This window comes from Kitasatospora sp. GAS1066B (assembly GCF_041262605.1).
Taxonomy (GTDB): domain Bacteria; phylum Actinomycetota; class Actinomycetes; order Streptomycetales; family Streptomycetaceae; genus Kitasatospora.
Window position 1 is genome coordinate 100975 of sequence record NZ_JBGCCO010000010.1, and the last position, 13189, is coordinate 114163.

General features: G+C 73.0%; 13 protein-coding genes. 2 read left to right on the forward strand and 11 right to left on the reverse strand.

All coding sequences use genetic code 11. From position 1 onward, the window contains the following. Positions 1-105 precede the first annotated feature (105 nt). Positions 106-675 carry a hypothetical protein gene (locus tag ABH937_RS13480; RefSeq protein WP_280692245.1) on the forward strand — a complete coding sequence of 190 codons (570 nt, stop codon included), beginning with the start codon at positions 106-108 and terminating at the stop codon, positions 673-675. Here ABH937_RS13480 and ABH937_RS13485 read toward each other — a convergent pair. From ABH937_RS13485 to glmS, 7 genes are all read right to left on the reverse strand, one after another. After that, a complete protein-coding gene (locus ABH937_RS13485) occupies positions 621-803 on the reverse strand; it encodes a hypothetical protein (RefSeq protein WP_370218299.1) in 183 nt (60 codons plus the stop codon). The two genes, ABH937_RS13480 and ABH937_RS13485, sit on opposite strands and share 55 nt — an antisense overlap. Positions 804-902: 99 nt before the next feature. Continuing rightward, positions 903-1406 carry a tRNA (adenosine(37)-N6)-threonylcarbamoyltransferase complex ATPase subunit type 1 TsaE gene (tsaE, locus tag ABH937_RS13490; protein WP_280692241.1) on the reverse strand — a complete coding sequence of 168 codons (504 nt, stop codon included), beginning with the start codon at positions 1404-1406 and terminating at the stop codon, positions 903-905. A gap of 72 nt (positions 1407-1478) precedes the next feature. Then, positions 1479-2573 carry an alpha/beta fold hydrolase gene (locus ABH937_RS13495; protein ID WP_370218300.1) on the reverse strand — a complete coding sequence of 365 codons (1095 nt, stop codon included), beginning with the start codon at positions 2571-2573 and terminating at the stop codon, positions 1479-1481. After that, positions 2570-3760, reverse strand: a complete 1191-nt coding sequence (alr, locus tag ABH937_RS13500; RefSeq protein ID WP_370218302.1) for an alanine racemase — start codon at positions 3758-3760, stop codon at positions 2570-2572. Before alr ends, ABH937_RS13495 begins: the two co-directional genes overlap by 4 nt. A gap of 5 nt (positions 3761-3765) precedes the next feature. After that, complete coding sequence (locus tag ABH937_RS13505) at positions 3766-5232, reverse strand: NAD(P)H-hydrate dehydratase (RefSeq protein ID WP_280692237.1); 1467 nt, start codon at positions 5230-5232, stop codon at positions 3766-3768. Between the two features lie 10 nt (positions 5233-5242). Next, positions 5243-5611: a holo-ACP synthase gene (locus ABH937_RS13510; RefSeq protein ID WP_280692236.1), complete on the reverse strand. Its 369-nt coding sequence runs from the start codon at positions 5609-5611 to the stop codon at positions 5243-5245. 66 nt (positions 5612-5677) lie between these two features. Continuing rightward, on the reverse strand, positions 5678-7534 hold the full coding sequence (gene glmS / locus ABH937_RS13515) for a glutamine--fructose-6-phosphate transaminase (isomerizing) (RefSeq protein ID WP_280692234.1): 1857 nt from the start codon (positions 7532-7534) through the stop codon (positions 5678-5680). Positions 7535-7654: 120 nt separating this feature from the next. Here glmS and coaA point away from each other — a divergent pair, with 120 nt between their 5' ends. Beyond that, positions 7655-8653: a type I pantothenate kinase gene (gene coaA / locus ABH937_RS13520; protein ID WP_280692233.1), complete on the forward strand. Its 999-nt coding sequence runs from the start codon at positions 7655-7657 to the stop codon at positions 8651-8653. A gap of 53 nt (positions 8654-8706) precedes the next feature. Here the strand turns inward: coaA and glmM are convergent, their stop codons facing one another. The 4 genes from glmM to ABH937_RS13540 all read right to left on the reverse strand — a co-directional run bounded on the left by glmM (position 8707) and on the right by ABH937_RS13540 (position 13160). Beyond that, complete coding sequence (gene glmM / locus ABH937_RS13525; protein WP_280692231.1) at positions 8707-10077, reverse strand: phosphoglucosamine mutase; 1371 nt, start codon at positions 10075-10077, stop codon at positions 8707-8709. Positions 10078-10256: 179 nt separating this feature from the next. Further along, positions 10257-10739: a 30S ribosomal protein S9 gene (gene rpsI, locus ABH937_RS13530; RefSeq protein ID WP_370146406.1), complete on the reverse strand. Its 483-nt coding sequence runs from the start codon at positions 10737-10739 to the stop codon at positions 10257-10259. A gap of 74 nt (positions 10740-10813) precedes the next feature. Further along, positions 10814-11257 (reverse strand): 50S ribosomal protein L13, encoded by a 444-nt coding sequence (gene rplM / locus ABH937_RS13535; RefSeq protein WP_280692227.1) that lies wholly within the window; start codon positions 11255-11257, stop codon positions 10814-10816. A gap of 238 nt (positions 11258-11495) precedes the next feature. Beyond that, positions 11496-13160 carry an ABC-F family ATP-binding cassette domain-containing protein gene (locus ABH937_RS13540; RefSeq protein WP_280692225.1) on the reverse strand — a complete coding sequence of 555 codons (1665 nt, stop codon included), beginning with the start codon at positions 13158-13160 and terminating at the stop codon, positions 11496-11498. Positions 13161-13189 lie beyond the last annotated feature (29 nt).

A 13189-nucleotide genomic window follows, 5' to 3' on the forward strand; every position in this document is an offset into this window, starting at 1 on the left:
CTCTGTCCCCGTACGGAACACACGTTCTCCAGGTCCCTGGGCCCCGCCCGGAACCTGGCACGATGGGGCTCACGGCCCTACGAACGACGGGAGTGCGCGGTGGCGATGAAGGGTCCTGCAGTCGCGGTCGCCGGTCTGACCCTGAGCGCCATGGCGCTGGTCGCCCTGCTGGCCGTCCAGGCCGACGGCACCGCCGGCCGCGCCTCGGCCGCCCAGCCGCCGCCCAACGCCGGCACCGCACCGGCCGGCTCGCCGACCCCGAGCGCCGACGCCTCCCCGAGCGCTCCGCCGCTGCCCAAGTCGGCGGAGGGCAGCACCCTGCGGGTGGTCTACTCGCTGAGCGCCAAGGAGGTCTGGCTGGTCGACCCGAAGAAGACCCCCGAGATCCAGGCCGCCTTCCCGGTGGTGCCCGGCTCGGTCAACCCGGCGCCGGGCAGCTACACCGTCTACAGCCGGGCGCCCGCCGGGGCCGGGACCGACGGCAAGCAGATCGAGCACGTGGTCCGGTTCACTCAGCAGGGTGGTGTCGTCTTCGGGTTCAGTGCGGCGCTCGACGGCTCCACCGCGCCTGCCGATCCGAAGGTCAAGACCGGCGGGATCCGCTTCGACCGGGCCGACGGTCAGACGCTCTGGGACTTCGCCCCCGACGGCACCCGGGTACAGGTCGTCGGCTGAGCCGCCTCGCCGGGCTTCGGCGGCGTGCAGAGGGCCACCGCCGCGGCGGTGGCGGCCAGCAGCCGGTCCATCGGGACCCGCTCGGCCGGCTCCGGGGCTTTCCTGGTCACGGGGGTGCTGCTCTGCATGGCGGACTCCCTAGTTAGGTACACCTAACTGCAAAGCCCATCCCATCATGGCGCCACCTCCGGCTGCAACATGATGCCGACACGCTGTCGGAAAAAACCTCAGCCGTCCAGCGCGGCCAGGTCGACCCCGTCCCAGCGGCCGCCGAGACCGGTCAGCGTGACCCGGCGCGGGTCCTCGTCGGCCTCCGGCCGCTCGCCGCCCCCGAGCGCCCGCTCGATCCGCACCTCCAGCCGGTCCGCCGAGAGCTGCTCGACCTTGCCCTCGCCCCACTCGACCACCACCACCGACTCCGGCAGCGAAACGTCCAGGTCGAGGTCCTCCATCTCGTCCAGCCCGCCGCCCAGCCGGTACGCGTCCACGTGCACCAGCGCGGGCCCGCCGACGAGCGAGGGGTGCACCCGCGCGATCACGAAGGTCGGCGAGGTCACCGCCCCGCGCACCCCGAGCCCCTCGCCGAGCCCCCGGGTGAGCGTGGTCTTGCCCGCTCCCAACTCCCCGGAGAGCAGCACCAGATCGCCGGGCCGCAGCACACCGGCCAGCCGCCGGCCGAGCCCGGTCATCCGCTCGGGGGTACGGACGGTGAGTGTGGTCTGGGGGGCCATGGCTTCCTCTTGTTCTGCCGCACGGACGTTGAGCCAACCGTGCCACATCGCGCACGGTCCCAGGTCCTGTCGTCAGACCTCGGGGCCGCCCGCCCGCTGGATCAGCTCCGCCAGGCGGGCGTTGACCTCCTCCGGGCGTTCCAGCAGCACCAGGTGCCCGGCGCCGGGGAGCAGCGCCAGTTCGGCTCGCGGCAGCGCCCGGGCGATGGCCTCGCTGTGCGCGACCGGGGTGAGCAGGTCCTCGGTGCCGGCCAGCACCAGCACCGGCAGCTCGGCCAGCGCGGTGAGCGCCGCCGTCTTCTCGTGCGCGGCGAAGGCGGGGTAGAACTCGGCGACCACGTCGATCGGGGTGCTGTCCAGCAACTGGTCGGCGAACCGGGCGACCGCCGGGTCGACGTCCTTGCCGTCGCCACCGAAGGAGAAGCGCCGGTAGAAGACGGCGCTGACGTCGGCGCCGAGGCGCCGGGTGGTCTCCACCAGGCCGACCTGGCTGCCCAGGAGCCGGACCACCCCGGGGCCCAGCCGGCGCCAGAGTCTGGTGCCGACCGGGGACAGCCCGAGGGTCACCGTCTCCCACTGGCCGGCCGTGGTGCCGATCAGCGCCACCCCGGCCACCCGGTCGCGGAACAGCCGCGGGCGCTGCTCGGCCAGCGCCATCACGCTCATGCCGCCCATCGAGTGGCCGACCAGCACGATCGGCCCGCTCGGGACCACCGCGTCGAGCACCGCCCCGAGGTCGCCGCCCAGCTGGTCGATCGAGGCGGGCCGCCCGGCCAGGTAGGAGCGGGAGCGCTCGGACCGGCCGTGGCTGCGCTGGTCCCAGAAGACCAGCCGCAGGTCGCCGCGGAACGCCGCCCGCTGGAAGTGGAAGACGTCCTGGTTGAGGCAGTAGCCGTGGCAGAACACCACGGTCAGCGGCGCGTCCTCAAGGCCGTCCAGCTCGACGTACAGCTCGGTGCCGTCCTCGGCCGCCACCGTGCGCGGCCGCCCGCGCAGCGAGCCGAACGGCGCGACCGCGTCCAGCCGCTCGCGGGCCCGCTGGCGCGCCCGGCCCAGCGTCAGGCGCTCGATCGCGATGCCGGCCGCGGCCCCGGCGGCGGCCATGCCGAGCGACAGGCCGATCAGCCCGGCCCGGCTCACCGACCCCCCGCCGGGCTCCTCGCTCACAGCCGCGCTCCGGTCCCGCCCAGGTAGCGGCGCGGCACCCGGGCGCCGATCCGGGTGACGATCTCGTACGCGATCGTCCCGCAGGCCCGGGCCCAGTCCTCGGCGGTCGGCTCGCCGCGCTCGCCGCTGCCGAAGATCAGCACCTCCTCGCCGACCGGCGGGGTGCCACCGCCCAGGTCCACCACGAACTGGTCCATCGCGACCCGCCCGGCCACCGTGTGCCACTTGCCGGCGATCTGGACCGGCCCGGTGCCGCTGGCGTGCCGCGGGATGCCGTCGGCGTAGCCGACCGGGACCAGGCCCAGCGTGGTCTCCCCCGGCGTGTGGTACTGGTGGCCGTAGCTGACGCCGTGTCCGCCGGGAACGTCCTTGACCAGGGCGAGCCGGGCGCTGAGCGACATCACCGGGCGCAGCCCGAAGTCGGCGGGGGCGCCCACCTCGGGCACCGGCGACACCCCGTACATCGCCAGGCCGGTGCGCACCAGGTCGTAGTGCGCCTCGGGGAGCAGCAGGGTGGCGGGCGAGTTGGCCAGGTGCCGCACCTCCGGACGCACCCCGGCCCGCTCGGCGTAGGCCAGCATCGAGGCGAAGGCGTCCAGCTGGGCCTGGATCGACGGGTGGCCGGGCTCGTCGGCGGCGGCGAAGTGCGACCAGAGGCCGACCACCTGGAGCAGGCCCTGGGCCTGGGCCCGCAGCGCGGCGTCCACCAGGTCGGGCCAGGCCTGCGGCTGGCAGCCGTTGCGGCCGAGACCGGTGTCGGCCTTCAGATGGACCCGGGCCGGCAGGCCGGTGGCCCGGACCGCGTCGAGCAGCTCGTCGAGCGCCCACTGACCGCTGATCGAGACGTCGATCCGAGCCCGCACCGCCTGCGCCCACGGGCCGCCGGGCGTCCACAGCCAGCACAGGATCCGGGCCTGCTCCGGCGCGATCCCGGCAGCGCGCAGCGCCAGCGCCTCCTCGGGCGTGGCGGTGCCGATCCACCGCACCCCGGCGGCCAGCGCCTCCAGGGCACAGGGCAGCGCACCGTGCCCGTAGGCATCGGCCTTCACCACGGCCATCAGGTCCGCGCCCGGCGCGCGCTCGCGCAGCGAGGCGAGGTTGCCGCGCAGCGCGGCCAGGTCGATGGCCGCCTCGGCACGCAGTCCCTCGGCGAGCATGGCGGTCCCGGTCGTCTTCGCAGTTGTCATCGGGTTCAGTCTCCCAGACCTGCTGCGTCGGCCGCCCGACCCCCCTGCGCCACGTCGCGCCAGGCGGCCGGCAGGGCGGCGGCGACCTCGCTCGCGGTGATCGGCGCGCCGTGCGGTTCGCCCGCCGCCAGCCGCCCGGCCAGGCCGTGCAGGTAGGCGGCGGCCGGCGCGGCGTCGAAGGGCGGCAGACCGGCCGCGAGCAGCGCGCCCGCCAGGCCCGCCAGCACGTCGCCGCTGCCGGCGGTGGCCAGCCAGGAGCTGCCGGTGGAGTTCACCCGGGCGGTGCCGTCCGGGCGGGCGACCACCGTGGTCGAGCCCTTGAGCAGCACCGTCGCGCCGTACCGGTCGGCCAGCTCGCGGGCGTGCCGCAGCCGGGCGGCGGCCACCTGGTCGGCCGTCACCCCCGCGCCGAGCAACCGGGCGGCCTCGCCCGCGTGCGGGGTGAGCAGGGTGGGCGCGGTGCGCCCGGCCAGCTCGCGCGGACCCCGACGGGCCAGCTCGGTCAGGCCGTCGGCGTCCACCAGCACCGGCACCTCGCTCGCCAGCGCGTCGTCCAGCGCCTCGGCGGTGTCCTCGCCCGAGCCGGGGCCGACCACCCAGGACTGCACCCGCCCCGTGGTCAGCAGCACCTCGGGGTGGCGGCGGACCACCTCCTCGGCGGGTCGGCCCTGGTAGCGGACGGCGCCGGCACCACCGTGCAGCGCCCCCGCGACGGCGAGCAGCGCCGCGCCCGGGTAGCGCTCGGAGCCGGCCAGCAGGCCGACCACGCCGCGCCGGTACTTGTCGCTCTCGGCGCCGGGCCGCGGCAGCAGCGCGCCCACCTCGGCGTGCTGCAGGGCTTCGACGGGCGCGGCGGGCGGGCGCAGGCCGATCGGCACCAGCTGCACCGGCCCCGCGTACCCGGCCCCCGGATCGATCAGCAGGCCGGGCTTGTGCGTGCCGAAGGTCACCGTGAGATCGGCGCGCAGCGCCGCCCCGGCGACCTCCCCGGTGTCGGCGTCCACCCCGCTCGGCAGGTCGACCGCGACGAGCACGCCGCGGCGCGGCTCGCGCGCGTACGGCTCGGCGGCCGGCCGCAGCCCGCCGGTGCCGCCGATCCCGACGATGCCGTCCAGGATCAGGTCGGCGCGGCGGAACTCGGCCAGGCCCGCCCGCTGATCGACCGTCAGCCGACCACCCGCCGCCCGCAGCGCGGCCAGCGCGGCCCGGTGCGCACGCTCGGGGCTGAGCAGCACCGCGGTCACCGCCGCCCCGCGCCGGGCCAGGCGGGCGCCGGCGAAGAGCGCGTCGCCACCGTTGTCGCCGCTGCCCGCGAGCACCAGCACCCGGCTGCCGTAGACCCGGCCGCGACGGCGGGTCAGCAGCCGGGCGCAGGTGGCGGCGAGGCCGGCCACCGCCCGGTCCATCAGCGGCTGGCCGGCGAGTTCCGCCTCGGCGGCCCGGACCTGGGCGACGGTGTGAGCTAGGCGCATGCCAGTGAAACTACCCCTCGGCGATGACCACCGCCGAGGCCACGCCCGCGTCGTGGCTCAGCGACAGGTGCCAGGAGCGCACCTCGAGCCGCGCCGCGAGGGCCGCCACCGTGCCGGTGACGTGCAGGGTCGGGCGGCCCGAGGGCTCGCTGCGCACCTCGGCGTCGTGCCACTCCAGGCCCCCGGGCGCGCCGAGCGCCTTGGCCAGCGCCTCCTTGGCCGCGAAACGCGCCGCCAACGAGGCGGCCGAGCGCTGCTGGCCCGAAGGCAGCACGCGCTCGGCCGCGGTGAAGAGGCGGTCGCCGAGGGCCGGCGTACGTGCCAGCGCCTCGGCGAAACGGTCGATCGAGGCGACGTCGATACCAACTCCGATGATCACCCGCCGACCATAACCGGTGGCTACTCCACCGTCACCACGGCGCTTGATGGTCGGCGCCGGCTCCGCTCACTCCACCGTCACCGACTTCGCCAGGTTGCGCGGCTGGTCCACCTCGTGGCCCTTGGCGGTGGCCAGCTCGCAGGCGAAGACCTGCAGCGGCACGGTGGAGACCAGCGGCTGGAGCAGCGTCGGGGTGACCGGGATCGAGATCAGGTGGTCGGCGTACGGGACCACCGCCTCGTCGCCCTCCTCGGCGATCACGATGGTCCGCGCGCCGCGCGCCCGGATCTCCTGGATGTTGGAGACGATCTTGTCGTGCAGGATCGACCGCCCGCGCGGCGAGGGCACCACCACGACGACCGGCAGCCCCTCCTCGATCAGCGCGATCGGGCCGTGCTTCAGCTCGCCGGCCGCGAAGCCCTCGGCGTGCATGTACGCCAGCTCCTTGAGCTTGAGCGCGCCCTCCAGGGCCACCGGGAAGCCGACGTGCCGGCCGAGGAAGAGCACCGACTTGGCGTCGGCCAGCGAGCGGGCCAGCTCGCGCACCGGCTCCATGGTCCGCAGCACCTGCTCGAGCTGCTTCGGCGCGTCGGACAGCTCCTTGATCACCGCGGTGATCTCGTCGCCCCACTTGGTGCCGCGCACCTGACCCAGGTAGAGCGCGACCAGGTAGCAGGCGACCAGCTGGGTGAGGAAGGCCTTGGTGGAGGCGACCGCCACCTCGGGTCCGGCGTGGGTGTAGAGCACCGCGTCGGACTCGCGCGGGATGGTCGAGCCGTTGGTGTTGCAGATCGCCAGCACCCGGGCGCCCTGCTCGCGGGCGTGCCGCAGCGCCATCAGGGTGTCCATGGTCTCGCCGGACTGCGAGATCGCGATCACCAGCGTGCGGTCGTCCAGGATCGGGTCCCGGTAGCGGAACTCGGAGGCGACCTCGACCTCGCAGGGGATCCGGGTCCAGTGCTCGATCGCGTACTTGGCGATCATGCCCGCGTGGAAGGCGGTGCCGCAGGCCACGATGACGACCTTGTCGACCTCGCGCAGCACCGAGTCCGGTATCCGCACCTCGTCCAGGGTCAGGCGCCCGTCGGTGCCGATCCGGCCGAGCAGGGTGTCGGCGACCGCCTTCGGCTGCTCGGCGATCTCCTTGAGCATGAAGTAGTCGTAGCCGCCCTTCTCGGCAGCCGAGGCGTCCCAGTCCACGTGGTACTCGCGGACCTCGACCGGCGCGCCGTGAAAGTCCGTCACGGTGACGGCGTCGGCGCGCAGCTCGACCACCTGGTCCTGGCCCAGCTCGATCGCCTCGCGGGTGTGCGCGATGAAGGCGGACACGTCGGAGGCGAGGAAGTTCTCGCCCACCCCGCGCCCGACCACCAGCGGCGAGTTGCGGCGCGCGCCGACCACCGTGCCGGGCGCGTCCGCGTGCACCGCCACCAGGGTGAAGGCGCCGTCCAGCCGGCGGCACACGGTGCGCATCGCCTCGGCCAGATCGCCGTCGTAGGCCTCGGCCAGCAGGTGCGCGACCACCTCGGTGTCGGTCTCCGAGCGCAGCGTGTGGCCGCGCTCGGCCAGCTCGGCCCGCAGCTGGGCGAAGTTCTCGATGATGCCGTTGTGGACCACCGCGACCTTGCAGTGGTCGTCCACATGAGGGTGGGCGTTGGCGTCGGTGGGTCCGCCGTGGGTGGCCCAGCGGGTGTGGCCGATTCCGGTGGTGCCGCCGGGAAGAGGGGTCTCGGCGAGCGACTTCTCGAGATTGGCGAGCTTTCCGGCCCGCTTGTCGGTGGCGAGACTCCACTGCCCTGAGGAGTCCGCCGTCTGGATGGCCACACCGGCCGAGTCGTACCCTCGGTACTCCAGGCGCTGCAGCCCTGCGATCACTACGTCGAGCGCGGGCTGGGAGCCCACATAACCAACAATTCCGCACATAGGGATCAGCATAAGGGCGCTTCCTGGGCGAAAGCCGTGCTCGGGTTTCCCTAGGGCCGCCCTCGGGGCGACAGCTGGTGACCGACACCACAGCGCCCGTGCGCCCTCGGACGGCTCACAATGGACCATGTGCTGACCGAACTCTGTAGCCAGGGCGCCTCCTCGGCGCCCAGCCCGTCGCCGTCGCCGTACGTCGATCTGTCCCGGGCCGAGTGGAGCGCCCTGCGCGACCGCACCCCGCTGCCGCTGAGCGCGGCCGAGGTGGAGCAACTGCGCGGCCTCGGCACAGCATTGGACCTGGACGAGGTCCGTGACGTCTACCTGCCGCTGTCCCGGCTGCTCAACCTCTACATCCACGCCACCCACGAGCTGCGCGGGGCGCTGGGCACCTTCCTGGACACCCCGGACACCGAGCGCACCCGCACCCCGTTCATCATCGGGGTGGCCGGCTCGGTGGCGGTCGGCAAGTCCACCACCGCCCGGCTGCTGCAGGCGCTGCTGGCCCGCTGGCCCGAACACCCGCGGGTCGAACTGGTCACCACCGACGGCTTCCTGCTGCCCAACGCGGAGCTGCGCCGGCGCGGCCTGATGGCCCGCAAGGGCTTCCCGGAGTCCTACGACCGCCGGGCCCTGATGCGCTTCGTGGCGGACGTCAAGGCGGGCAAGCAGCAGGTCTCGGCCCCGGTCTACTCGCACCTGGTCTACGACATCGTGCCGGGCGAGCGACTGGTGGTGCAGCGCCCGGACATCCTGATCGTCGAGGGCCTCAACGTGCTGCAGCCCGCGCTGCCCGGCACCGACGGCCGCACCCGGCTCGCGGTGGCCGACTACTTCGACTTCTCGATCTACGTGGACGCCCGGACCGACGACATCGAGAACTGGTACCTGTCCCGCTTCAAGAAGCTGCGGGACACCGCCTTCCTCGACCCCAGCTCCTACTTCCGCCGGTTCACCGAGGTGCCGCAGGAGGAGGCGATGGAGTACGGCCGTCAGGTCTGGCGCACCATCAACAAGCCCAACCTGCTGGAGAACGTACTGCCGACCCGGGGCCGGGCCACCCTGATCCTGCAGAAGGGCGCCGACCACAAGGTCCGCCGCGCCCTGCTGCGCAAGCTCTGAGCCCTGCCGCGACTTGAGGCCGACCGGCGATCGCCGGTCGGCCTGAGCCGTCGTCAGATCGCCAGGTGCTCGCTGACCACGGCGGCCAGCTTCTCGGCCACCGCCTCGGCCTGGTCGTGGTCGGCGGCCTCGACCATCACCCGAACCAGCGGCTCGGTGCCGGACGGACGCAGCAACACCCGTCCGGTGCCGCCGAGTTCGGCCTCGGCCGCGGCCACGGCCGCGGTCAGCTCGGCGCAGTCGGCCACCCGGGCCTTGTCCACGCCCTTGACGTTGATCAGCACCTGCGGCAGCCGGGTCATCACGGCGGCCAGGTCGGCCAGCGGCTGCTTGGTGGCCGCCAGCCGGGCGCCCAGCATCAGGCCGGTCAGGGTGCCGTCGCCGGTGGTCGCGTGGTCCAGCAGGATCACGTGGCCGGACTGCTCGCCGCCCAGCGCGTAGCCGTGCTCCTTCATCGCCTCCAGCACGTAGCGGTCGCCGACCGCCGTCTCGACCAGGTCGATGCCCTCGCGCTCCATGGCCAGCTTGAAGCCCAGGTTGGCCATCACGGTGCCGACCGCGGTGTTGCCGCGCAGCGTGCCGGCCTCGCGCATGGCCACCGCCAGGATCGCGATGATCTGGTCGCCGTCCACCTCGTTGCCCTCGGTGTCGGCGGCCAGGCAGCGGTCGGCGTCGCCGTCCAGCGCGATGCCGAGGTCCGCCTGGTGCTCGCGCATCGCCTGGCACAGCCCGCCCAGGTGGGTGGAGCCGACGCCGTCGTTGATGTTCAGCCCGGTCGGCTCGGCGCCCAGCGTGTAGACCACCTCGGCGCCGGCCCGGGCGAAGGCCTCGGGAGCCACCCGGGCGGCCGCGCCGTGCGCGCCGTCGATGACCACCCTGATGCCGTCCAGCCGGTTGGGCAGCACGCCGATCAGGTGCGCGACGTACTTGTCGAGGCCCTCGGTGTACTCGTGCACCCGGCCGACCACGCTGCCGGTGGGACGCTGCCGGATCGGCTCGTCGCCGGAGAGGTAGTGGCGGTAGTCGGCCTCGATCGCGTCCTCGATCGCGTCGTCCAGCTTGTGCCCGCCGCGGGCCAGGAACTTGATGCCGTTGTCGGGCATGGCGTTGTGGCTGGCCGAGAGCATCACGCCGAAGTCGGCACCGAGCACACCGGTCAGGTACGCCACCGCGGGGGTGGGCAGCACGCCGACCCGCAGCACGTCCACCCCGGAGCCGGCCAGCCCGGCGATCACGGCCGCCTCCAGGAACTCGCCGGAGGCGCGCGGGTCGCGGCCGACCACCGCCACCGGGCGCCGGCCGCCCAGGTCGCCCGCGTCGCCGAGCACGTGCGCGGCGGCCATCGACAGGCCCAGTGCCAGTTCGGCGGTCAGTCCGATGTTCGCCACACCGCGTACGCCGTCCGTACCGAAGAGTCGTGCCACGTTCCCGTCCTTCGTTGCCGGCCACCGGACGGCCTGGGGAGGGGCCGACCGGTGGGGAGGAATCCCTGGCCGCCTGACCGGCCCAGGGAGCACAACGCCCCGGGGCACATGAAGTGCCCCGGGGCGTGGGTCCCGCCTGCGGGGTGCGCACCAAGGGCGGTACGCACCCCCGGGGGTGACTAGCGCTTGCTGTACTGCGGGGCCTTGCGGGCCTTCTTGAGACCGGCCTTCTTGCGCTCGACGGCGCGCGAGTCACGGGTCAGGAAGCCGGCCTTCTTGAGGGCGCCGCGGTTGTTGTCCACGTCGGCCTCGTTCAGGGCGCGGGCCACGCCGAGGCGCAGCGCGTAGGCCTGACCGGAGACGCCGCCGCCCGCGATGCGCGCGATGACGTCGTAACGGCCGTCCAGCTCAAGGAGCTTGAAGGGCTCGTTCACGGTCTGCTGGTGCACCTTGTTGGGGAAGTAGTTCTCCAGGGTGCGACCGTTGATCTTCCACACGCCGGTGCCGGGGACGATGCGCACGCGGGCGATCGCCTCCTTGCGACGGCCGAGGCCGGCGCCGGGGACGGCCTCGGCGAAGCGGCCGGCCAGCGACTCGGTGGAGTACGACTCGGTGTCCTCGGAGGTGTACTCGGTGTACTCCTCGTCGACCTCGATGTCCAGGGGGGTCTCGATGGCAGCGTTCTCGGCCACGATGTTCCTCAGCTTTTCTTAGTTAAGGGGCTTGGTGGCCGGAATTACTGCGCGACCTGGGTGATCTCGAACGGCACCGGCTGCTGGGCAGTGTGCGGGTGCTGGTCGCCCGAGTAGACCTTCAGCTTCGAGATCATCTGACGGCCCAGGCTGTTCTTGGGGATCATGCCCTTGATGGCCTTCTCGACGGCCTTCTCCGGGTTCTTGTCCAGCAGGTCGTCGTAGCGCACCGAGCGCAGACCACCCGGGAAGCCCGAGTGGCGGTAGGCCAGCTTCTGGGTCTTCTTGTTACCGGACAGGTGCACCTTGTCGGCGTTGATGATGATGACGAAGTCACCAGTGTCAACGTGCGGCGCGTAGATCGCCTTGTGCTTGCCCCGCAGGAGGTTGGCGGCCTGAGAGGCCAGGCGGCCGAGCACGACGTCGGTCGCGTCGATGACGTGCCACTGACGCTGGACGTCGCCGGGCTTGGGGCTGTACGTACGCACGGTCGTAGCCTTCGCTTTTCAGTGAGTGAGTCCTGACAGGAGCACCTGGACGAGAGATCAGCCTGGTCCACTTGGACGCAATTCAAGGGGAGCCGCTGGTCATCGGCCTGGTATCTCCGGCGTACCGACCTCTCACGTGAGATGGAGCGAGCCAATACGCACAACAAGGGCCCACACTACCCGCTACCGGCTGCCAGCTCCAAACCCGTGCCGCCCGGAGCTCCCGTCAGCGCTCCGGTCAGCGCTCGCGCCGCACCCGTTCCTCGTCCCAGACCGGCTCGGGCGACTCGTAGACCCGGCCGTCGGCGCCGAAGACCAGGAAGCGGTCGAAGGTCTTGGCGAACCAGCGGTCGTGGGTGACGCAGAGCACCGTGCCGTCGAAGGCCTCCAGCCCCTCCTGCAGGGCCTCGGCGCTGTCCAGGTCCAGGTTGTCGGTGGGCTCGTCGAGCAGCAGCGCCGTCACCCCGTCCAGCTCCAGTTTGAGGATCATCAGCCGGGCCTGCTGGCCGCCGGAGAGCGACTCGAACTTCTGCTCCTCCTGCCGGTCCAGCTCGTACCGGCGCAGCGCGCCCATCGCGGCGCCGCGGCTGAGCGCGTGCTCCTGCTCGATGATCGAGCGGACCGTGCGCCCGAACAGCTCGGGGTGGGCGTGGGTCTGCCGGAAGTGGCCGGGCACCACCCGGGCGCCGAGCTTGAAGCCGCCGCCGTGCTTGACCGACTCGTCGCCCGCGAGCAGCCGCAGGAAGTGCGACTTGCCGGAGCCGTTGGAGCCGAGCACCGCGACCCGCTGGCCGTAGAAGACCTCCAGGTCGAAGGGCTTCATCAGGCCGGTGAGCTCCAACTGCTCGATGGTGAGCGCCCGCACGCCGGTGCGGCCGCCCTTGAGCCGCATGGTGATGTTCTGCTCGCGCGGCGGCTCCTCCGGCCGGCCGGCCTCCTCGAACTTCTTCAGGCGGGTCTGCGCGGCGGCGTAGCGGGTGGCCAGCGCGTGGCTGACCGAGGCCGCCTGGCGCAGCGTGACCACCAGCTTCTTCAGCTTGGCGTGCTCCTCGTCCCAGCGGCGGCCGAGCTCCTCGAACCGGGCGAAGCGCTCCTTGCGGGCCTCGTGGAAGGAGTCGAAGCCGCCGCCGTGCACCCAGACGGTGCTGCCGCCGCCACCGAAGCCCGACTCGACGCTGATGATCTTGTCGGCGGTGCGGGAGAGCAGCTCGCGGTCGTGCGAGATGTACAGCACGGTCTTGGAGGTGGCCTTGATGGCCTCCTCCAGCCAGCGCTTGCCCGGCACGTCGAGGTAGTTGTCCGGCTCGTCGAGCAGCAGCACCTCGTCCGGGCCGCGCAGCAAGCTCTCCAGCACCAGCCGCTTCTGCTCACCGCCGGAGAGCGTGTTCAGACCGCGGAACTGGGCCCGGTCGAAGGGCATCCCGAGGGCCGCCGTGGTGCAGACGTCCCAGTCGGTCTCGTAGTCGTAGCCGCCGGCGTCCGCCCAGTCGGAGAGCGCCTGGGCATAGGCCATCTGCGACTTCTCGTCGTCCTGGGCCATCATCGCGAGTTCCGCGGCGTCCACCGCCTTGGCGGCCACCGCGATCCGCGGCGGGGCGACCGAGACCAGCAGGTCCCGCACCGAGGCGTCCGGCGCCAGCGCGCCCGGCGTCTCCCGTTGGTCCTCGCGCCCGGTGGTGCCGACGAACTGGCGCATCACGCCGAGCCCGCCGGAGACCGTCACCGTCCCGCCGTGGGGTTGGGTGTCACCGGCGATCATCCGCAGCAGCGTGGTCTTGCCGGCCCCGTTGGCGCCCACCAGCGCGACCGCGGAGCCCTCGCCGACCCGGAAGGACGCGTCGTCGAACAACACCCGCCCGTCCGGCAGGTAGTACTCAAGGTGCGAAATCTCGACGTGTCCCATGGGTCGAAATTGTGCAGTGCCCGCGTGTC

Bases quoted from the DNA above. Each gene is read 5' to 3' on its own strand.
- glmS (WP_280692234.1), bottom strand. From the start codon at position 7,534: ATGTGCGGAATTGTTGGTTATGTGGGCTCCCAGCCCGCGCTCGACGTA.
- ABH937_RS13505 (WP_280692237.1), bottom strand. From the start codon at position 5,232: ATGCGCCTAGCTCACACCGTCGCCCAGGTCCGGGCCGCCGAGGCGGAA.
- ABH937_RS13540 (WP_280692225.1), bottom strand. From the start codon at position 13,160: ATGGGACACGTCGAGATTTCGCACCTTGAGTACTACCTGCCGGACGGG.
- tsaE (WP_280692241.1), bottom strand. From the start codon at position 1,406: ATGGCCCCCCAGACCACACTCACCGTCCGTACCCCCGAGCGGATGACC.
- coaA (WP_280692233.1), top strand. From the start codon at position 7,655: ATGGACCATGTGCTGACCGAACTCTGTAGCCAGGGCGCCTCCTCGGCG.
- ABH937_RS13480 (WP_280692245.1), top strand. From the start codon at position 106: ATGAAGGGTCCTGCAGTCGCGGTCGCCGGTCTGACCCTGAGCGCCATG.
- ABH937_RS13485 (WP_370218299.1), bottom strand. From the start codon at position 803: ATGCAGAGCAGCACCCCCGTGACCAGGAAAGCCCCGGAGCCGGCCGAG.
- alr (WP_370218302.1), bottom strand. From the start codon at position 3,760: ATGACAACTGCGAAGACGACCGGGACCGCCATGCTCGCCGAGGGACTG.